This is a genomic window from Vagococcus martis, from assembly GCF_002026305.1.
In the GTDB taxonomy this organism is placed as follows: domain Bacteria; phylum Bacillota; class Bacilli; order Lactobacillales; family Vagococcaceae; genus Vagococcus; species Vagococcus martis.
This window is the reverse complement of record NZ_MVAB01000001.1, coordinates 186,727-206,629: the sequence shown is the minus strand read 5'-3', so window position 1 is coordinate 206,629 and position 19,903 is coordinate 186,727. Positions and strand designations below refer to the sequence as shown.

The following is a 19,903-nucleotide window of genomic DNA, read 5'->3' as shown; positions in this document are numbered from 1 at the left end:
TTTATACCTCTTTCGTTAGTTGAATGAACACTTCTGAGAGTGTAATGGGTTGAAATGAAAAATCAAGTATCTGATTGTGATATTTATTTAGTAATAGGATAGCTTCATCATAATTTTGCACAGGGATACCAATACCTTTATATTTATCTATTTGATAGTTTTTAAATTCTAGAGTGTTTAAAAAAGAAGAGTTGGTAGAGGGAACTACCCATAATAATTGTTCTCCATACGTCTTTTTTAAAGTATTAGCAGAGCCGTGTGCAATGAGTTGTCCTTTTTGTAAAATATAAATATTATCTGCATATTCAGCTTCTTCTAAATAGTGAGTAGTCAAAAAAATAGCAAGGTTTTTTGTTTGTTGCAACTCTTTTAGCAGTTGCCATATTTCTATTCTAGATTGTGCATCTAGACCAGTAGTAGGTTCATCTAAAAATATTAAAGTAGGGTGATTAATTAGTGCTCTGGTAATATCAACTTTACGTTTCATACCACCTGATAAATCACCATATCGTTTATGAGAAAATTGATTAACACCTGTTTGAGACATTAAGTTTTCAAGATCTTGGATTGTAATGTGTTTGTACATATAAGCTCTAGTGGCTAAGTTTTGCCAAACAGTTAGTTTATTATCTAAGATACTGTTTTGGAAAACAATACCAATGTCTTTACTATAGGATTCATTATAGTCGATTTTGCCAGATGTTGGTTGTTGGATACCTGTTAATAAATTGATTGTGGTAGATTTTCCAGCCCCGTTTGTTCCTAAAAATGCTGTTAGTTGTCCTGCATAGATATCCATCGATAAGTTGTCTAGGGCAGTAAAATTTCCATATTTTTTTGTTAAGTTTGATACTTCAATAAGTTTCATAATTATCATCACCTCTAGAACGTATAATAAAGTAGGAAGACTAAAAAGAAAATGTTTTTAAGATAAAAGGTCGAAATAATCAGATAAGTGGTTTGCTATTAACTTTTAATTAATTGGCGAATAAATTATGATATAATGTGAGAACAACGAAAGGATGGGCAAAATACATGAAAGATTTAATAGGTAGCGTGTGGAGCGGATTAATTATTGATGAAAACGATCAGTTATTTTTTGTGCAAAAAAATGGTGTGACGTTTCATTTAAATAAGTCCGAAGGCGATTTTAAAATAGGAGATATGGTGGAAGGGTTTGGTTATGAAAATCAAAAGCATGATCGAATTTTTACAACAACCATTCCAGAGATTCAACAACATAAATTTGGCTTTGCTGAAGTAGTTGATTCAAGACGTGATTTAGGGGTGTTTGTTGATATCGGTTTACCAGATAAAGAAGTGGTAGTTTCTCTTGATGAGTTACCAGAGATGAAACAATTATGGCCGAAAAAAGGTGACAAGTTATTAGTTCGATTGTCAGTAGATGAAAAAGCAAGACTTTGGGCAAATATAGCAGACGATATGACGTTTTTAGCGATGTCAAAAGCAGCAGATGAAGAATCAATGAAGAATAAAAATATCACAGGCGTTGTGTACCGCTTAAAAATGGTGGGGACTTTTGTGTTTACTGATGAGCAGTATGTGGCATTTATCCACCCATCAGAACGATATGATGAACCACGTTTAGGTGAAATCGTAAATGGTCGAGTGATTGGTGTTCGTCCTGATGGCATGTTAAACATGTCATTAAAACCAAGAGCTTATGAAGTAATCTCTGATGACGCGCAAATGATTTTAACCTTCTTAGAACGTTCTCAAGATGGAATGATTCCCTTTAGCGATAAATCCACCCCAGAAGAAATTAAGCAAACGTTCGCGATTAGTAAAGGACAATTTAAACGTGCTTTAGGGTCATTAATGAAAGAAAAACGTGTGATTCAAAAAGATGGAAAAACCTATTTGGTTAAAGATTAGCCATCTAATTGAGAATAGGTTGATTTTGTACATTAGATAAATTATAATTTATATGAACTTATTTTAAGTGATAATAAGAATGATTATAAAAAAGGATGTGCAAGCTACTATGGAACAGCAAGGACTAGCATTGCAGAGGATAAAAGATCAGTTACACGAAGCCAATTATAAATTGACACCGCAACGTGAAGCAACAGTTTTAGTGCTACTTGAAAATGAAAAAGATCATTTGTCAGCTGAAGAAATCTATATGCTAGTAAAATTAAAGACACCTGATATTGGCTTAGCGACTGTCTATCGTACGCTTGAAATGTTGACAGAATTAAATGTACTGGATAAAGTAAATTTTAATGATGGGTTATCAAGATATGATATGAGAAAAGAAGGAGCTAAACATTTTCACCATCATTTATTGTGTTTAGAGTGTGGTAATATTGATGAAATTGAAGAGGATTTATTAGGCGATGTTGAGAAAATAGTGGAAACAAATTTTTGTTTTAAAGTGACAGATCATCGCCTAACTTTTCATGGTATTTGCCAATCTTGTCAAGAAAAAAACAAGTCGTCTGTTGAGTAGATGACTTGTTTTTTTATGTGATATCAATAGGCGGATGCTCTCGTCTTAAAAATTCCTCGCGTTCAGGTACATAAAGTAATTTGAAATTATCCGCATCAATATGAAGATATGGGTTCACTATGTAGTTATCTTTTTCCAGAAAAATAATTTGTTCACTAACAAGTCCTCGAACCAATTCAAACTCAATTGGTAAGATAATTTGTTTAGATAAACGTTTTGTGGTGCGATTAATCAAATTAATTTTGACTAAAATAACTGGATTTAGTGGTCGTTTCTCAAAGAAAATACGTTTTGTTTGTTTGAACTGAGGGTTATTCAATGTCATGATTGGACAATCAGCTGTGCTGAGTGACTTGTTTTGCATAATCACATTTAAGTCTTCTCTTGTCGCACTAGTTAGGGCGATTAATTCAAATTCTTGGTTTAATAATCGTTTGACTTTTGAGTCTTTAGTAAAAAACTCTTGTTTAGCAAGCTCTGATAAATGCTCGTCAACTCGCTGACAGACGTATTTTTCTGCTTCTATACATTCTTTAATGAATGATTGATACATGGGAAGTGAAATGAAGAAAAAACCAATAATAGAAAACAAAATGAAAACTATTGGTGATAGCCACCATGGAACAGGAAAGTTAATCATCACAAAAATTGTCAGGATGAGAGAAACAGGAATGAAAAAAATTAACGACAGATAAAAGTAATTCTTTTTTTGATGGTATATATCATCAAATTCATCTGTATAATGTTTACTATTTATATTTAAAAAGTCTAATAGTTTGATATTTTTATATGTTTCTTTCTTTGGAAACACATATGTTCCTCCTTCCTTTTGACCAATATGTTTATTGTATAATTTAACGATTAAAAAGTCTATGTAAAATAATAAAAATTCATCTGTATTTTTAAGATAGTATTTGCGTATAAAAACTGTTAAAATAATTACTATTGATTGGGGAGATAGTATGAGAACGTATTTGGAAGAGTATTTGCATTATTTAAAGATTGAACGAGGGTTATCATATAATACGATTGTCAGTTATGAACGTGATTTAAATCAATATTTGGCCTATTTAGATAATAGAGGGATTCATGAGTTAAGTCAGATTGATCGTTTTGTGATAATGGATTTTTTGACTTTTTTAAAAGAAGAAAACAAATCGTCTACTACGATTATTCGTATGGTATCGAGCTTGCGCAAATTTCATCAATTTTTACGTCAAGAGCGTCATACTGATACAGATCCCATGCAATATATTGATACACCGAAAAAAAGACAGTCGTTACCCAAAACGTTGTCAATTGAAGAAGTTGAAAAAATTATTGAAGCCCCTGATACGACCACTGTATTAGGTATACGAGATCGTGCCATTTTAGAAGTGATGTATGCCACAGGACTTCGTGTGACGGAATTAATTACTTTAAAGTTAAGTGATTTGCATTTGACTATTGGGTTGTTAAAAACGTTAGGTAAAGGTGATAAGGAACGAATTGTACCTTTAGGAGATCAAGCGATTGATTGGATTAACACATATTTAGAAAAATCACGTCCAGAGTTGGCAATAAAAAATAAAAGTGATGCGACAAACGATGTGTTATTTTTAAACTATCAGGGTAAACCATTTTCTAGACAGGGAATTTGGAAAAATTTAAAAATTTATGTGACAGAAGTGGGGATTGAAAAAGATGTGACACCTCATACACTTCGCCATAGCTTTGCGACACATTTGCTAGAAAATGGCGCTGATTTGCGCATCGTTCAAGAATTATTAGGGCATGCGGATATATCAACTACTCAAATATACACGCATATCAGTAAACAACGACTAGCTGATGTCTACAAAGAACATTTCCCAAGAGCGTGAGGTAGAAGTATGGAAGAATTAAATGTAAAATTAGATATTTTTGAAGGGCCGCTTGATTTATTGCTTCATCTAATCAAAACACTTGAGATTGATATCTATGATATCCCGATTGCTGAAATTACTGAGCAGTACATGAATTACATACACACAATGCGTACACTTGATTTAGAGATTGCTGGAGAGTTTTTAGTGATGGCAGCAACGCTTATGTCGATAAAAAGTAAAATGCTATTGCCACAAGAAGTTGTTGAAGTAGACGATGAGAGTGAATACGACGTACTAGATCCACGTGAAGTGTTGGTTCAACAGTTATTAGATTATAAAAAATTTAAGTATGTCGCAACGGTTTTAAAAGAGATGGAAACTGAGCGTGGTGATTATTTTACCAAAGAAGCCACTGATTTATCCGATTATGAAAAAGAGTGTGCACCACTTGAACCCAATGAGGTGACAATGATTGATCTTTATTTAGCGATTCATGATGTCATGACTCGAGCAAAACAAATGGAACCCATGGAAACAAGTATTGTGATGGAAGATTACACCATTGATGATAGGATAGAGTTTGTGATGAGCCGGGTAAGAGCACTATCTAAAACAGATTATGTGTTGTTTGACGAGTTATTTACCGTTTATACACGCTCAGAGATTGTGATGACATTTCTTGCTATGTTAGAATTAATTAAGAGTAGAGACATCGTGGTGAAACAGTCATCAGTGGATATGGCTATCCAGATTTTTAATAAAGAGGGACAATAGATGTTAGGACAAAAAATTGAAGCGTTGCTGTTTGTATCAGGAGAAGAGGGCATTGGACTAAATGAGCTGAGTCATTTGATGAATGAACCCACAGCAACAATTTATCAAGCATTAGAAGAATTAAAACAAGCACATGAAGATAACCCAAGTAGTGCGTTGACAATTTTAGAGGCAGGGGATCGTTTTATGATGACCACTAAAAAAGAGATGGCACCTTTATTAAAAGATTATGCCCAATCTTCTATTAATCAAAGATTGTCGAAAATTGCACTGGAAACATTGGCAATTATTGCTTATAAGCAACCTATCACTCGATCTGAAATTGAACAAATAAGAGGGGTGCAGAGTTCAGGTTCGATTCAAAAACTAGTGCATAAGCAATTGATTGAAGAAAAAGGGCGAGTTGACGGACCAGGTCGAGCGATTTTATATGGTACAACGGCTTACTTTTTTGATTATTTTGGATTAAAAAGTATTGAAGATTTACCAGATATTCATGAGTTAGATGAGGAATTAGAAGATGATTTAGAATCGACTGATTTGTTTTTTGACCGATTTAAAGAGCAGTTTGACGAAGAGAAAGAAGAGTGAACTAAATGGAACGATTACAAAAAGTGATGGCACATTGTGGTGTGGCTTCAAGAAGAAAATCAGAAGAATTAATCCAAGCAGGACGTGTGACGGTTAATGGCAAAAAAGTAACAGAATTAGGTGTAAAAGTCAGTCAGTCAGATAAAGTTGAAGTAGATGGTGTGCCGATTTATCAAGAGCAACCAGTGTATTATTTGTTTTATAAGCCAAAAAATGTCATCTCAGCTGTATCAGATGATAAAGATCGCCCAGTCGTAACAGATTATTTTCATAGTGTTCCTGAGCGTATTTTTCCAGTTGGTCGACTAGACTATGATACATCAGGACTATTGATTATGACCAATGATGGTGAATTTGCAAATCTGTTAACTCATCCAAAACACGAAATTGATAAAGTATATGTCGCAAAAGTTAAAGGCATTGCGACAAAAGAACTATTAAAACCATTACGTAATGGCATTAGAATTGATGGTAGAAAAACAGCGCCAGCACGATTTAAAATTTTATCAACAGATGCTAGAAAAAATACTTCTGTCGTGGAATTGATTATCCATGAGGGACGTAATCACCAAGTTAAAAATATGTTAGCAGCGGTTGATTTACCAGTGATGAAATTAAAGCGTGAAAAAGTTGCCACACTTGATTTATTTGGCTTAAATCCAGGTGACTACAGAGAAATGACTAAAAAAGAAGTCAGTCAATTATACGTTTTAGCTAACCAAGAGTAAGTTTTTGTTGCTTTATAAAAAAATTACGGTATAATGAAATTATAAAAATATTAAAGGTCGTCTTCACGGGCAGGGTGTAATTCCCGACCGGTGGTTAAAGTCCACGAACTAGTTATCCTATGATGACTAGCCGATTTGGTGAAATTCCAATACCGACAGTTAGAGTCTGGAGTAAAGAAGATAGGGCTTATTTGAGTATACAATCAAGTAAACCACTGTTTTTTTGCGCGCGTAAACGGCAAGAAAGCAGTTTTTTTGTGTACTTGATCCAAGTCTTTTCCGGGGATGGTCCTGAATAGGGGGATTTTCTTATGAACACAGGTAAGACAGAAAAAATGGTGACACTATCACTACTAGCGGGGATTGCGTATCTTTTAATGTTTATTGAGATACCAATTTTACCAGTATTTGGGTGGCTGAAATTGGATTTTAGTGATATTCCAATCTTAATTGGAACATTTTTATATGGTCCAGTTAGTGGTATTTTAGTAGCATTTATTCGTTCGACGCTAAATTTCATCACAAGTGGTGGAAATCTAGGAGCATTAATCGGTAACGGAGCTGGATTTTTAGCAACAGTCTGTTATTTAGTACCAATTTATAGCATGATGAAGAAGAAACATTCAAACAAAAATTTAATTCAAGGTATTATGTATGCAACAGTTTTAATGACTATATTCATGAGTGTGGCTAATTACTTTGTTATTACACCGTTTTATTTAAATGTATTGGGCATGGATTTTGGTATGTCAATTGCAACGATGATTTTATACGGTATTATCCCATTTAATTTAATTAAAGGAATAGCTGTTGGAGTCGCATTTTTTGTCGTTTACAAAAAAGTCATTCCAGTACTTGAAAAAAGAATTGCAAAAAAAGTGAGCAATTAAACATAAAACAACCAGATTATGGTTGTTTTTTTGTTATCAACAAAATAGTTTATAAGAAAATATAAAAATTAGACAAATATGTTTGAAATATTTGTAAACTTAATTTAATATATGTTATATATTGTTTTATTATAGAGGAGTATGAACATGCACAAAAGAAAATATATCAAAGGGATTGATGGCTTAAGGGCAATTGCAGTCATCGGGGTAATCTTATACCATTTGATGCCACAATCGGTGTCTGGAGGCTTTTTAGGAGTGCCTTTATTTTTTGTCATCTCGGGTTATTTAATGACAGACATACTCCTGTTTGAATGGGAAAATAGACAAAAAATTAAAATACGGGACTTTTACTTTAGGCGAGTGAAACGTATTTATCCTTCGTTGCTTGTTTTATTTATCGTTACAGGGAGTATATTTCCATTTATATCAAAAAAATATCTATTAAATTTTAAAGAAATTATAACTTCCAGCATATTTAATGTGAATAATTGGTGGCAGATTGCCAATGGTTTTTCTTATTTTGATCGTTTTTCAAACGAATCACCATTTACCCATTTATGGTCGTTGTCTATTGAAGGTCAGTTTTATATAGTGTGGCCGATTATTTTAGCTATCTTACTTTATAAATTGAAAGATTATAAAAAAATTAATCAGATTATTTTATTTATTACGGGCTTGTCCGCGGTATTGATGATGGCATTTTACACGCCTGAGTCAATTAACCGAATTTATTACGGGACTGATACTCGTTTATTTTCAGTGATGATGGGGTCTTCTCTTGCGTTTATTTTACGCATTTACCATGAACAAATTGAATCAATTGATTTCTGGAAAAAGTTAACAACGTTTATTGTAGGATTAGTTTTAATAATAGGGTCTTTATTCCTATTTTCAGATAGTGGTTTCTTTGTTTATCGTGGTGGGATGTTCTTATTTAGTGTGATATCAATGGTTGTGTTAGGCTTAATTATAGAAGAAGAAAAATTTAGTGGGGCATTGACTAACCCAATTATACGTTGGATAGGCTCAAGAAGTTATGAGATTTATCTGTGGCAATTACCGGTTATGGTTGTTTATACAGACCAATTAAAATGGGATGGAACAAATGCTTTATTACACGGGGTCATTCAACTTACTATAATCGGCGTATTATCAGAATTAACCTATCGTTTAATCAATAAAATTAGACGCATGGGTAATGTGAAAGAACTGTGGGTAATCGGTAAATCTTATTTCCAAAAAAATATTCCAGCTTTAGTTATTTTTTTACTATTCCTGGGGACATTTATTTATGGGGTTGCTGTATCTCCGTCTGGTAAGATGGATTCGGCTGTTGCATTACAAAAAAAATTAGAAAAAAATAAACAAGCAGTAGAGCAACATAATAAACAACTTGCCAGCTCATCCAGTGAAGTGCAAAAAACGAGCGGGTCGACAAAAACAACGTCTTCAACGACTCAGGAAACGACAACATCAAGTACGACTGAATCGTCTAAGGAAGAAGCGAGTGGTTTAAGTCCAAGTCAAAAAGAGAAAATTGCGAAAGTATCTCTTGGAGCGATTGGAGACTCTGTGTTACTAAGTGCTGCACCTGAACTTCAAACGTATTTTCCACACAGTCACATTGATGCTGAAGTAGGAAGACAGTTAGTCGATAGTCAGAAAGTATTTGATAAGTTGGATAAAGACAAACAACTAGGTGATGTGGTTTTAGTTGTATTAGGAACAAATGGTAGTTTTAAAGAAAGTGATATTGATAACATAATGCAAACAATTGGTGACAGACAAGTTTTCTTTGTTAATACTTTAGTTGATAGACCTTGGCAAGCTTCGGTGAATGATACATTAGCTAAGTCAACTAAGAAGTATAAAAATGCACACTTGATAGATTGGAAAAGCTATGCTGATGGCCATAGAGAATGGTTTGACGAAGATGGCATCCATTTAGTACCAGAAGGCGGAGAAAAATTTAGTGAGTTAGTTGCTAATGAGGTGCTGAATGTTTTACCATAAAAAAATCTATAAGCTTTCAATACGAAGGCTTATAGATTATTTTTTTAATTCAATAGCTCTTGTAGGGCATTTTTGGTAAGCTTCAAGTAATGTATCAGCAATTGGTTCAGAAAAATGTTCTTCTAGTGTATTTGAGTCTTTAAATTTAACTAGACCATTATCATGATAGTCAAATAGTTCTGGTGCTTTTATTTGGCATAAGCCACAAGCAATACATTTTTCTGGTATAATTTTACATAGCATATAAAAACTCCTTCGAGGTGGTAGTATTTGTTCATAGAAGATATGATATTATATTTTTTTCATTCAGGTGATGTCATGCGTCATTCCACATTATATCACCTTTTAAAAGGTAAGAAAACAACATCTGTTTTAAGCTATGGGAGGTTGCATGGAATATTAGACTACTTCAATTTATTTCCAAAATTAACCAAAGAGCAATATAATGCATATATATTGATGCTGATCTCTAATGATTACTTAAAAGAAGTAGAGGACAAATTTGTCATATTAACTGCTAAAGGTAAAGAAAAAATAACAACATTAGAATTTTCTAAGCTGACACTTCAGTCGTTTGATTATGACAAAATGGATGATGCTTTTTTGTTGCGTTTATTGTTTGTCTCTCAAGTCATTAGTTATAAAAGTCACCGTAATTCAGATTATATTCCTATTGATAATAACCCCGTTCATCAATTGCAACTGAAACAATGGTTGGTTCAAGTTGATGGACCACATTTGGTGCATAATTTTTTTAATGAATGGCAAACTGTTCTTTCATATTTACCAATAGAAGAACAGGAAATATTAGTGGCTCAATTAGTAGGTGATGGGGTGATTGGGTATACATTCTCTCAATTGTCACAGCAATCTGATAAAGGTCTGTTGTATTATTATTTGCATCATAAAAGTGCCATACACCTGTTTTTAGAGTTGGTATATAAAGAACCAGAGCAGTATCCCTTGTTTTTATCTATTATAGAAGACATAAAAAAGCAAGAAGAACAGGATACGGTAGATTTAACTCGACGTTTATTGGAAAAAGGGCATTCCATAGAAGAAGTGGCACATATGAGACGATTAAAACCAAGTACGATAACGGATCATTTTATTGAAATACATATGAAACAACCCAGTTCTCAGTTAATGACATATTTAACCCCCTCTTTGAAAGAAAAATTAAATAACTATAGCTTAAAATACCCTGAATATAAAATGTGGAAATATTCTGTGGTTGTACGAGATATTCCTGAACTAACATTTTATGAATTTAAATTTTATCAATTTTATTTACGTGACAATATGAGGTGAAAAATGATGTTAGAGACCTTTCTTAAACAAAAATTTCAATTTGACACGTTTCGCAAGGGTCAAAAAGAAACAATTCAATCTATTGTAGAGGGGAAATCCGTTTTATCGATTTTGCCAACAGGTGCAGGTAAATCGTTGTGCTATCAATTTCCTAGTTATTATGTAAACAAAGGACAGACGGTGATTGTGTCACCACTCATCTCATTGATGGAAGATCAAGTGTCCTTACTAAGGCGAAATGGTGAAAAATCGGTTATCGCGATTAATAGTCTATTAGAAAAACGTTCGCGCCGATTTGTATTAAATCGACTCAACCAGTATCGGTTTATTTTTATTAGTCCAGAAGCGTTGAGTCAAGAAGAGGTATTGCACTATTTTGAAAAGCTAACGATTAGTTTGTTTGTAGTCGATGAAGCACATTGTATTTCTCAGTGGGGGCATGACTTTAGACCAAGTTATCTGGCTTTAAAAGATATTAAGCAACGATTAGGAAACCCTTTAACGTTAGCTTTAACGGCGACAGCAACTGAAGACGTAAAACGTGATATCGCACAACAGTTATTTGAATCAGAAACATTTGTCGAGGTTGCTCAATCCGTTAACCGTGAAAATATTTATTATGATGTTGTTGAAACGGATGATAAATTAAGTTACTTGGAAGACTTTTTAATGGAAAAAGAAGTGCCGGGGATTATTTATTTTTCTAGTAAAAAAGAAGCCGATCGCGTCTCTCAGTATCTGAATAATTGCTTACCTTATACTGTTCAGAGTTATCATTCAGATATGTCGAGTGAGGATAGAATCAGAATTCAGGAGCAGTTTATTCATGATAACATTCGGATTTTATGTGCAACAAGTGCGTTTGGTATGGGAATTAATAAAGGAAATATTCGCTTTGTTATTCATTACCACTTACCAAATAGTTTAGAAGATTTTGTTCAAGAGTCTGGTCGAGCAGGTCGTGATGGAAAACAAAGTTTGTCGATTGTGCTATACCAATCAGGTGATGAGAACATACATTTTTTCTTGCAAGAGCAAACGTATCAAGAAAAACAAGATTTACTTTTTTTAGAAAATAAGTCGCAAACGGATAGACAAAAATTTTCTGAGGTAATGACAAAAACGCAAAAAAAATGGTTGCAACAAATCGAAGAAAATCAAACAACTTGGGAAGATTATAAACAAACATTGATGACAAAAAAAAGGCAACGAGAGTTAAAAATTTATAAAATGGTTGATTACTGTCAAAGTAGTGGGTGCAAACGCGATATAATCCAACACTATTTTGGTGAAAGTAAATCAGGAAACCTAACGTGCTGCTGTCATGTTTGTCAAACAGAAAGACCAGAAATTAATATAGATAAAGTTAGTCAAAAAAGAGTTGAAACGTCTTTAAATGTAAAAGATAAATTAGAAAAAATGTTTTTTTTAAGTATTTCAAGCGACATATAATGATAACTATGATAAAATGGTTTCAGATATTTTGAGGAGGTATTATTTTTGAGTGATAATAATTTAAATAATAATGACAACAAAGAAAATTTAGATGAAAATTGGGATCAAGAGATCTATGAAGATGATGGCTCAAGAACCAATCGACGTTCAAAATCAGAAAAAAGAACATGGTTTATTGTGAGTATCATTGTCATCTTATTTTTAATTGTATTGATCCCGACAGGTGCAATTCTTTATTCACAAATGAGTGGTAATTTAAACGCTGGTAAAACAGTGGCGACATCAAGTTCAACTACTACGATTACGAGTAGTTCAACTAAAGAAGAATCATCAACGAAAGAGTCAAGTTCGGCAACGATGGCATCAAGTTCATCAACGACGCCAAGTACTTCCGAATCTTTTTCTGATGTAGAAGTACCAAAAAATGACCCATCAACAAGAGGTCAAGTTGCTCAAAATGAAACAGAGCAAAATCAAAGTGATCAAACGAACGCACAAGATCAATCGCAAAATCAAACACAAAACCCGGGTGGGACAACAGTAGCATATGGTCAAGGAGACAGCACGCGTTCTCTATGGAAAATTGCTTATGAAGCAAAGATTACGTTAGATCAATTATACCAACTAAACCCAGGAGTAACACCGGAAAACGTTCAACCAGGACAACCAATTAGAATTCAATAATACGAATTACTTTGAGTTAAATAGCAATGATAAAAAGTCGTCTTAGGACGACTTTTTGATTATGTAGATAGGAAGAGGAATAAATTAGATGAGTAAATATGTTCAAGTGGCAATTGATGGTCCGGCTTCTGCTGGAAAAAGTACCGTCGCTAAAATTTTGGCAAAAAAAATGGGTTATATATATTGCGATACAGGGGCAATGTATCGTGTCGTTACGCTGTTTGCATTAGAAAATAATCTTAGTTTAGATCAACCAAGCGAGTTAGTTAAAGAATTAGATAATTTAGTGATGACATTTGACTATGTTGATGGATTACAGCATGTTTATGCTAATGGAATTGATGTAACAAATGATATTCGTATGCCAGACGTAACAAATCATGTCTCAAAAGTTGCGGCAATCAAAGAAATCAGAGAAGAATTAGTTAATCGTCAAAAAGCGATTTCTAATTCACAAAATATTGTGATGGATGGACGAGATATTGGCACAGTTGTGTTGCCTAATGCAGACTTAAAAATCTTTTTAGTTGCAAGTGTCAAAGAGCGTGCAGAAAGACGATACAAAGAAAATATCGAAAAAGGCATTATGACAAGCCTTGATGAGTTACAAAAAGAAATTGAAGATAGGGACTATTATGACTCACATCGAAAAGAGTCACCACTCGTTCAAGCAAGTGATGCTATAAAGGTTGATACAACAGGACTATCTATCGAAGAAGTCGTCAATGTTATAGAAAATGAACTAAAAAAAGTAATTTAATCTCAAATCGGATAGATAATACTAGTAAAGTGTTTTTGTTTTAGGTAGAATATAAGTATGTAGTGAAAATCAAGTAAGTGTTGCTTAGGAGGATAAGGATATTATGTCAGACGAAACAATGTTAGATGCAATCGAAAGTGTTCAAGAAGTAAAGGTTGGCGATTTAGTTCAAGGTGAAATCTTAGCAGTCGATGATAACAAACAAGCAGTTGTTGGAATTATCGGTGCAGGAGTTGAAGGAGTGATTCCTTTAAAAGAATTATCAACTATTCCAGTTGAAAATGTCACAGACGTTGTATCAATTGGCGATGTGATTGATTTAGTTGTCATTTCAGAAATTGGAAAAGACAAAGAAAATGGAAGCTATTTATTGTCTAAACGTCGCTTAGATGCACGTAAAGTATGGCAAGAAATCGAAGATAAATTTAAAGCTGGCGAATTAATTGAAGGACCTGTCACTGATGTCGTGAAAGGTGGATTAGTTGTTGACGTTGGTGTGCGTGGATTTGTTCCAGCATCAATGGTATCCGATCATTTCATCTCAGACTTCTCTGAGTTTAAAGGCCAAACATTAACATTTAAAATTATCGAAATCGAACCATCAGAAAATCGCTTAATTTTATCTCGTCGTGCCCTTTTAGAAGCTGAAAAAGCAAAAGCTAAAGAAGAAGTATTTGGTAAATTAGTTGCAGGTGACGTGGTGACTGGTAAAGTTGCTCGTTTAACAGATTTTGGTGCCTTTGTTAACTTAGGCGGTGTGGATGGACTAGTTCACGTTTCTGAAATCTCACATGCTCACGTATCAAAACCTTCTGATGTTTTAAATTCAGGAGACGAAGTAACAGTTAAAGTATTAAGCGTTGACCCAGAAAAAGAACGTGTATCATTGTCAATCAAAGAAACATTGGCAGGACCATGGGATGATATCGAAACAAAAGCAAGTGTTGGATCTGTTTTAGAAGGTACAGTGAAACGCTTAACAGATTTTGGTGCGTTTGTTGAAGTATTACCTGGAGTTGAAGGGTTAGTACATATTTCTCAAATTTCACACAAACACATTGCAACACCTCATGAAGAATTAAATGAAGGTGACGTGATTCAAGTGAAAGTGTTAGATGTATCTGAAGAAAACAAACGTATCGGTTTAAGTATTAAAGCTCTACAAGAAAAAGAAGATGAAGTAGTCGTTGAAGAAGACGATTACGTTATGCCAGAAGAATCAACAGGCTTTACTTTAGGCGATGTGTTAGGTGAAGATTTCACAGGTAAATAATGAAAAGTCAGCTTAACGGCTGACTTTTTTTATGAATTATTTGACATTTATCTTGCACCAAGTCAGCCTTCGGGGTAAACTACATAAGGATAAAAAAAGTAAAAGGATAAAGGAGGAATGACAATGTCAATCCCTACACTAGCGATTGTTGGACGTCCAAACGTTGGAAAATCAACTCTGTTCAATCGTATGGCTGGAGAGAGAATTTCTATCGTGGAAGATGTTCCTGGTGTCACACGTGATAGAATTTATGCCCATTCTGAATGGTTGGGACGTGAATTTAGCATTATTGATACTGGTGGAATCGAGATGAGTGATGAGCCTTTTATGGATCAAATTAAACACCAAGCTCAAATAGCTATTGAAGAAGCAGATGTGATTGTTTTAGTGACAAGTGGTCGTGAAGGTGTCACAGATGCTGATGAGTACGTGGCGAGAATTTTATATAAAAGTGATAAACCAGTCATTTTAGCAGTTAATAAAGTTGATAACCCTGAAATGCGTAGTGATATTTATGAGTTTTATTCACTAGGTTTAGGTGATCCAATCCCTGTATCAGGAAGTCATGGTATTGGTTTGGGTGATGTGTTAGATGAAGCTATCAAACATTTCAAACCAGTTGAAGCTGAAGAAGATGATGATATCATTCGTTTTAGTTTAATTGGCCGACCAAATGTTGGAAAATCTTCTCTTATTAATGCCATGTTAGGTGAAGACCGAGTAATTGTATCAAATGTCGCTGGAACTACTCGTGACGCGATTGATACATCGTTTGTTTCAAATACTGGCCAAGAGTTTATTATGATTGATACAGCTGGTATGAGAAAAAAAGGAAAAGTCTACGAGAACACAGAAAAATATAGTGCGATGCGTGCAATGCGTGCAATAGATCGTTCTGATGTGGTATTAGTTGTGTTAAATGCTGAAGAAGGGATTCGTGAGTATGACAAACGAATTGCCGGATTTGCTCATGATGCAGGAAAAGGTATTGTGATTGTTGTAAACAAATGGGATACATTAGATAAAGATAATCATACAATGAAAGAGTTCGAAGAAGACATTCGCTCTGAATTTAGATACCTTGATTATGCCCCAATCGTGTATGTTTCAGCGAAGACAAAACAACGTTTGCATCAATTACCTGAAATTATCGAGACAGTGAGTCAAAATCAAACATTGCGTATTCCATCATCTATTTTAAATGATGTGATTATGGATGCTGTGGCAATTAACCCAACACCAACTGATAAAGGGAAACGTTTGAAGATTTTCTACGCCACTCAAGTAGCAATCAAACCACCAACATTTGTCGTCTTTGTTAACGAGGAAGAGATGATGCATTTTTCTTATGCTAGATTCTTAGAAAATCAAATTAGACGTGCATTTGAGTTTGAAGGGACGCCAATTCGCATTATTGCAAGACGACGAAAATAGCTAATTTTAACATACATTATTTATTTTGGCAAAAAATCGATGAAATGCCTAAATTATTGAGGATTTCATTTAATAACCTTGCTAAATCAATGTTCTTGTGGTATCTTTGTTTAAGAAATATTGTATTTGAATATTTCTACTCATACATATTGATTTTTCAAAATGGATGATTTAGAAAATGATGTCACGTAAACATCGAATCTTTTTCGAGGAGGTGAAATTAGAAATGGCAAACAAAGCAGAATTAATCGAAAAAGTTGCAGAAGCAACAGGATTAACTAAAAAAGATGCAACAGCATCAGTAGACGCTGTATTTACTTCAATCCAAGAATTTTTATCTGAAGGTGAAAAAGTTCAATTAATCGGATTCGGAAACTTCGAAGTTCGTGAAAGAGCTGCCCGTAAAGGACGTAACCCACAAACAGGTGAAGAAATTCAAATCGCTGCAAGTAAAGTACCTGCATTCAAACCAGGTAAAGCATTAAAAGATGCAGTTAAATAGAACATTTTAAAGCAAGTACCGAATTTTCGGTGCTTGCTTTTTTGGCTCTATGTCAAATCGTGTTGATGGACAATAATATTGATGAAAAAGTCTCAAAAATGAAATAGAATTAATTGAAGTGAGGGAAGAAATTCTCTCGCTTTTTTATTTAACCTGAAAAACTTGATTTTGAATCAAAAAGATACGTCGTTTGAATAGTAGAAAGTTTCGATAGCCATAGGCCACACGTTTAATCACTTTAATTTTATTATTAATGCCTTCTAAGAAACCATTTGAATAGGAGTATTTAAAGGCATTCATGACTCCTTGGGAGAACTTACCAAATATCTTGAATTTATCTCTAAAATACTTTGGTAATTCAACAGGTATCTTTGAACATAACTCTAAAAATAAAACATAATCGTTGGTTCTATAAGCATACTTCAATTCTTGCATAAAATGATACGCTTTTTTTAATAGAGAACTATAAGAAAGTAACTCATCTACCAATTCGGTAGATGACATATTTCTCTTGAATAAAGGACGATAATAAAAGTGTTTATAGTTTAATTCAGAACTGTCCTTTAAGAGGAGTTTCCAATAACGCTTTAATCTTCGATACTGCTTTCCTTCCGCTTGATTGTGGCGTTTTAGCTGATTCATTTCTTTTATTCTTAAGATGTTGAAAGAGCGGTTAATATGTTGAATGATATGAAATCGATCTGTAACGATTTCGGCGTTTGGAAAGACTGTTTTTAATAGTTGACCGTAACTTGCATTCATGTCCATGACCAAAAATCTTACTTTTAGACGTGATTCTCTGGAATACTTCATAAAGTAAGAAACCAACTTATGCAATCTTTTATCAGGTAAGATATCGATTATTTTTTTAGATGCCGCATCAGCACAAATAAAGCTCATTCCAGCATGACAATCAGAAGTAGAGCTAAACTCATCTACACAAAGAGCCGTGGGCAAGAAGTTAAAATTAGGTTGCTGATTATTCGTAAATGATACTAACACACGTTTAACAGTATTTTCAGAGACACTGTGGCATTCTGCGATTTTTTTACGTGATTGATTCTCTTTTAAGTCAAAGGCAATTTGGTATTTAAGCTGTTTAGAAATTTGACAATAGTCATCTACTAGAGAAGTAGAAGCACTGAAAGTTGAGCCACAGTTTCTACAAAGGTAACGTTCTCTGTGAAGTTTTAGATAAGTTGGGCGACGTTCAACTTCAGGCAATTGACTAATGGTTTGATACGTTCCGTTTTTAACGGATTGATAACATCCACATTTCTGGCATTGCTTATCTTTATTCACTAATCTTCCTGTAATCATGTTAACTGAGCGGTTGTTTCTCGCTTCGCGAGACAACCAATCCTCATTAAAAATAAGAGAATCATCTGTTAAATTGAGTAGTTTTCTTGTATTATTATCCATAGGGGTATTCTCCTTTGTAATGTTAGTTATAGTCGACTTAATTTTACCAATAAGAATGCCCCTTTTTCTATGCCTAAAATAAAAAATCGCATTGATAGAATTTAATCTATCAACACGATTTAGTGTACAGCCGCTTTTTTTTATAAAGTTATAGGTATTTCTAGGAAAAAACATAAAAATGGATTAGAATAGATAAGAATAATAAAATAAGGGTGATTAATATGCATTGGATAGCAGTCATAATCGTTGGAAGTATTATTGGTGCGGTTGCGACCATGATAACCGGAAAAAAAGATTCTCAAGGGTGTTTATTTAATTTGGTAGCAGGCTTACTAGGTTCAGCTATTGGACAAAAGATGTTTGGTGATGACTGGGGTGGGCAACTTGCTGGTATGGCCCTTGTACCATCTATTCTTGGTGCCATCATCATTATAGCCATTGTCTCAATTTTTCAGAAAAAATAAGATTACGAGAGTTTAAGGAGAAAAAGTTATGTCATACAGTAAACAAATGTTAGAAGCCTTGTCTTCAGGAGACTTGGCACAAGCAACGGTCTATTTTAATGAGGCATTATCACATGATTTGCCTGAAGAAAAACTGCAACTTGCAGATAATTTATATCAATTAGGATTTTTAGAAGAAGCAACAGCACTATTTAAAGATTTATTAACCCTTTATCCTGATGAAGACAGTTTAAAAATTTCATTAGGTGAAATTGCGATTGAGGAAGATAAGCTAGAAGAAGCGTTTGAGTGGTTAGAGCAAATTAAACCAAGTAGTGATTTATACGCACAAAGTCTCTTAACATTAGCTGATATTTATCAGATGATGGAAATACCAGAAGTCAGTGAACAAAAATTAAAAGAAGCCAAACAAATTTTGCCACAGGAACCATTAATTGATTTGGCATTAGGCGAGTTATACTTTGCGACTGAAAGTTACACAAAGGCGATTGCAGCGTATGAAGAGATTAAAACAACGTATCCTACCTTTGAGTCGCCAATCGACTTAGATGAGCGTATAGGCGTGTCTCTCTCACGAATTGGAGAATACGAGCAAGCTGTTGAGTTTTTAGAGTCTGCGATTAAACAAGAAGAAACAGTTGAGCGATTATTTCAGTTGGCTTTATGTTATTATCAAATTCGTGAAAATGAGCGAAGCATTGAGTTATTAACGAAAGTAAGTGAGATGAATCCAGAATTCAACCAAGTGTATTACCCACTTTCTCAAATTTTATTTGATGAAGGACGATATGACGAAGCACTTGAAGTAGCAGAAAAAGGAATTCATGTGAATCCGTATGATGTGTCTGTTTACCATTTAGCCTCAGAAGCGTCGTATCAATTAAATCAAAAAGACCAAGCAAAAATGTATTTGGAAGAAGTCATTTCTTTAGAGTTAGATAGTGATATTTCAAAATTAAAACTAGCAGAATTATTATTAAAAGAAGAAGAATTCGAAGAAACCATTCATTTAGTTTCTTCATTAGATATTTTAGATCAAGGTGAAGCTTATTGGTATTTAGCTCAAGCCTATAATGGATTGGAAGAATACGCCGATGCGAAAAAATATTATGAACTAGCCTCTTCATATTTAGACATCGACGCAGATTTCTTAAAAGATTATGGATTATTCTTAAGAGAAGAAGGGCAACTAGATAAGTCACGTGAGGTATTGACGAGCTATTTGACGATGGTTCCAGATGACTTGATGATTGTCTCTATGTTAGAAGAGTAGTGAGTC

21 protein-coding genes and 1 riboswitch are annotated in these 19,903 nt (G+C 33.9%); of the genes, 17 read left to right on the top strand and 4 right to left on the bottom strand.

What is annotated here, in order from left to right; all coding sequences use genetic code 11:
- Position 1: 1 nt before the first annotated feature.
- Positions 2-868, bottom strand: a complete 867-nt coding sequence (locus BW731_RS01010) for an ABC transporter ATP-binding protein (protein WP_079344945.1) — start codon at positions 866-868, stop codon at positions 2-4.
- 167 nt (positions 869-1,035) lie between these two features.
- Here BW731_RS01010 and BW731_RS01005 point away from each other — a divergent pair, with 167 nt between their 5' ends.
- Together BW731_RS01005 and fur are read left to right on the top strand one after the other, a co-directional pair.
- Complete coding sequence (locus BW731_RS01005) at positions 1,036-1,896, top strand: CvfB family protein (protein ID WP_079344943.1); 861 nt, start codon at positions 1,036-1,038, stop codon at positions 1,894-1,896.
- Positions 1,897-1,975: 79 nt separating this feature from the next.
- A complete protein-coding gene (gene fur / locus BW731_RS01000) occupies positions 1,976-2,473 on the top strand; it encodes a ferric iron uptake transcriptional regulator (protein WP_269844042.1) in 498 nt (165 codons plus the stop codon).
- Between the two features lie 13 nt (positions 2,474-2,486).
- On the opposite strand, the gene BW731_RS00995 is transcribed toward fur, so the two are convergent.
- On the bottom strand, positions 2,487-3,284 hold the full coding sequence (locus BW731_RS00995) for a hypothetical protein (protein WP_079344941.1): 798 nt from the start codon (positions 3,282-3,284) through the stop codon (positions 2,487-2,489).
- Positions 3,285-3,435: 151 nt separating this feature from the next.
- Between BW731_RS00995 and xerD the strand changes: the two genes are divergently transcribed.
- From xerD to BW731_RS00965, 6 genes are all read left to right on the top strand, one after another.
- Positions 3,436-4,335 (top strand): site-specific tyrosine recombinase XerD, encoded by a 900-nt coding sequence (gene xerD, locus BW731_RS00990; protein WP_079344939.1) that lies wholly within the window; start codon positions 3,436-3,438, stop codon positions 4,333-4,335.
- 9 nt (positions 4,336-4,344) lie between these two features.
- A complete protein-coding gene (locus BW731_RS00985) occupies positions 4,345-5,094 on the top strand; it encodes a segregation/condensation protein A (RefSeq protein ID WP_079344937.1) in 750 nt (249 codons plus the stop codon).
- Complete coding sequence (gene scpB, locus BW731_RS00980) at positions 5,095-5,685, top strand: SMC-Scp complex subunit ScpB (protein ID WP_079344935.1); 591 nt, start codon at positions 5,095-5,097, stop codon at positions 5,683-5,685. It begins immediately after the preceding gene.
- A 5-nt stretch (positions 5,686-5,690) separates the two neighbouring features.
- Positions 5,691-6,413 (top strand): pseudouridine synthase, encoded by a 723-nt coding sequence (locus BW731_RS00975; protein ID WP_079344933.1) that lies wholly within the window; start codon positions 5,691-5,693, stop codon positions 6,411-6,413.
- A gap of 55 nt (positions 6,414-6,468) precedes the next feature.
- A riboswitch (FMN riboswitch) is annotated at positions 6,469-6,599 on the top strand.
- A gap of 125 nt (positions 6,600-6,724) precedes the next feature.
- A complete protein-coding gene (locus BW731_RS00970; protein WP_079344931.1) occupies positions 6,725-7,303 on the top strand; it encodes an ECF transporter S component in 579 nt (192 codons plus the stop codon).
- 147 nt (positions 7,304-7,450) lie between these two features.
- Positions 7,451-9,319 (top strand): acyltransferase family protein, encoded by a 1,869-nt coding sequence (locus tag BW731_RS00965; RefSeq protein ID WP_158080134.1) that lies wholly within the window; start codon positions 7,451-7,453, stop codon positions 9,317-9,319.
- 36 nt (positions 9,320-9,355) lie between these two features.
- Here the strand turns inward: BW731_RS00965 and BW731_RS00960 are convergent, their stop codons facing one another.
- A complete protein-coding gene (locus BW731_RS00960; RefSeq protein ID WP_071457051.1) occupies positions 9,356-9,562 on the bottom strand; it encodes a ferredoxin in 207 nt (68 codons plus the stop codon).
- 144 nt (positions 9,563-9,706) lie between these two features.
- On the opposite strand from BW731_RS00960, the gene BW731_RS00955 reads away from it, so the two are divergent.
- From BW731_RS00955 to BW731_RS00925, 7 genes are all read left to right on the top strand, one after another.
- On the top strand, positions 9,707-10,630 hold the full coding sequence (locus BW731_RS00955; protein ID WP_158080133.1) for a helix-turn-helix domain-containing protein: 924 nt from the start codon (positions 9,707-9,709) through the stop codon (positions 10,628-10,630).
- Between the two features lie 6 nt (positions 10,631-10,636).
- Positions 10,637-12,082 carry a RecQ family ATP-dependent DNA helicase gene (locus BW731_RS00950; RefSeq protein WP_158080132.1) on the top strand — a complete coding sequence of 482 codons (1,446 nt, stop codon included), beginning with the start codon at positions 10,637-10,639 and terminating at the stop codon, positions 12,080-12,082.
- 48 nt (positions 12,083-12,130) lie between these two features.
- Positions 12,131-12,769 carry a LysM peptidoglycan-binding domain-containing protein gene (locus BW731_RS00945; protein ID WP_079344923.1) on the top strand — a complete coding sequence of 213 codons (639 nt, stop codon included), beginning with the start codon at positions 12,131-12,133 and terminating at the stop codon, positions 12,767-12,769.
- An 88-nt stretch (positions 12,770-12,857) separates the two neighbouring features.
- On the top strand, positions 12,858-13,529 hold the full coding sequence (cmk, locus tag BW731_RS00940; protein ID WP_079344921.1) for a (d)CMP kinase: 672 nt from the start codon (positions 12,858-12,860) through the stop codon (positions 13,527-13,529).
- Between the two features lie 103 nt (positions 13,530-13,632).
- Positions 13,633-14,802, top strand: a complete 1,170-nt coding sequence (gene rpsA / locus BW731_RS00935; protein WP_079344920.1) for a 30S ribosomal protein S1 — start codon at positions 13,633-13,635, stop codon at positions 14,800-14,802.
- 123 nt (positions 14,803-14,925) lie between these two features.
- A complete protein-coding gene (gene der / locus BW731_RS00930; RefSeq protein ID WP_079344919.1) occupies positions 14,926-16,236 on the top strand; it encodes a ribosome biogenesis GTPase Der in 1,311 nt (436 codons plus the stop codon).
- Positions 16,237-16,462: 226 nt separating this feature from the next.
- Positions 16,463-16,738: an HU family DNA-binding protein gene (locus BW731_RS00925; RefSeq protein ID WP_071457044.1), complete on the top strand. Its 276-nt coding sequence runs from the start codon at positions 16,463-16,465 to the stop codon at positions 16,736-16,738.
- 144 nt (positions 16,739-16,882) lie between these two features.
- Here BW731_RS00925 and BW731_RS00920 read toward each other — a convergent pair whose 3' ends face one another.
- Positions 16,883-18,160 carry an ISL3 family transposase gene (locus tag BW731_RS00920; protein WP_079344917.1) on the bottom strand — a complete coding sequence of 426 codons (1,278 nt, stop codon included), beginning with the start codon at positions 18,158-18,160 and terminating at the stop codon, positions 16,883-16,885.
- Positions 18,161-18,381: 221 nt separating this feature from the next.
- On the opposite strand from BW731_RS00920, the gene BW731_RS00915 reads away from it, so the two are divergent.
- Complete coding sequence (locus BW731_RS00915; protein WP_071457043.1) at positions 18,382-18,624, top strand: GlsB/YeaQ/YmgE family stress response membrane protein; 243 nt, start codon at positions 18,382-18,384, stop codon at positions 18,622-18,624.
- Between the two features lie 28 nt (positions 18,625-18,652).
- The gene (locus BW731_RS00910) at positions 18,653-19,897 is read left to right on the top strand and encodes a tetratricopeptide repeat protein (RefSeq protein WP_079344915.1); all 1,245 of its coding nucleotides are present in this window, start codon (positions 18,653-18,655) and stop codon (positions 19,895-19,897) included.
- Positions 19,898-19,903: the final 6 nt, after the last annotated feature.

Coding starts and splice junctions, on each gene's coding strand:
- cmk (WP_079344921.1), top strand. CDS start 12,858: ATGAGTAAATATGTTCAAGTGGCAATTGATGGTCCGGCTTCTGCTGGA.
- BW731_RS01010 (WP_079344945.1), bottom strand. CDS start 868: ATGAAACTTATTGAAGTATCAAACTTAACAAAAAAATATGGAAATTTT.
- BW731_RS00975 (WP_079344933.1), top strand. CDS start 5,691: ATGGAACGATTACAAAAAGTGATGGCACATTGTGGTGTGGCTTCAAGA.
- BW731_RS00915 (WP_071457043.1), top strand. CDS start 18,382: ATGCATTGGATAGCAGTCATAATCGTTGGAAGTATTATTGGTGCGGTT.
- BW731_RS00925 (WP_071457044.1), top strand. CDS start 16,463: ATGGCAAACAAAGCAGAATTAATCGAAAAAGTTGCAGAAGCAACAGGA.
- BW731_RS00920 (WP_079344917.1), bottom strand. CDS start 18,160: ATGGATAATAATACAAGAAAACTACTCAATTTAACAGATGATTCTCTT.
- scpB (WP_079344935.1), top strand. CDS start 5,095: ATGTTAGGACAAAAAATTGAAGCGTTGCTGTTTGTATCAGGAGAAGAG.
- BW731_RS00985 (WP_079344937.1), top strand. CDS start 4,345: ATGGAAGAATTAAATGTAAAATTAGATATTTTTGAAGGGCCGCTTGAT.
- BW731_RS00950 (WP_158080132.1), top strand. CDS start 10,637: ATGTTAGAGACCTTTCTTAAACAAAAATTTCAATTTGACACGTTTCGC.
- BW731_RS00965 (WP_158080134.1), top strand. CDS start 7,451: ATGCACAAAAGAAAATATATCAAAGGGATTGATGGCTTAAGGGCAATT.
- BW731_RS01005 (WP_079344943.1), top strand. CDS start 1,036: ATGAAAGATTTAATAGGTAGCGTGTGGAGCGGATTAATTATTGATGAA.
- fur (WP_269844042.1), top strand. CDS start 1,976: ATGATTATAAAAAAGGATGTGCAAGCTACTATGGAACAGCAAGGACTA.
- rpsA (WP_079344920.1), top strand. CDS start 13,633: ATGTCAGACGAAACAATGTTAGATGCAATCGAAAGTGTTCAAGAAGTA.
- BW731_RS00970 (WP_079344931.1), top strand. CDS start 6,725: ATGAACACAGGTAAGACAGAAAAAATGGTGACACTATCACTACTAGCG.
- xerD (WP_079344939.1), top strand. CDS start 3,436: ATGAGAACGTATTTGGAAGAGTATTTGCATTATTTAAAGATTGAACGA.
- BW731_RS00960 (WP_071457051.1), bottom strand. CDS start 9,562: ATGCTATGTAAAATTATACCAGAAAAATGTATTGCTTGTGGCTTATGC.
- BW731_RS00910 (WP_079344915.1), top strand. CDS start 18,653: ATGTCATACAGTAAACAAATGTTAGAAGCCTTGTCTTCAGGAGACTTG.
- der (WP_079344919.1), top strand. CDS start 14,926: ATGTCAATCCCTACACTAGCGATTGTTGGACGTCCAAACGTTGGAAAA.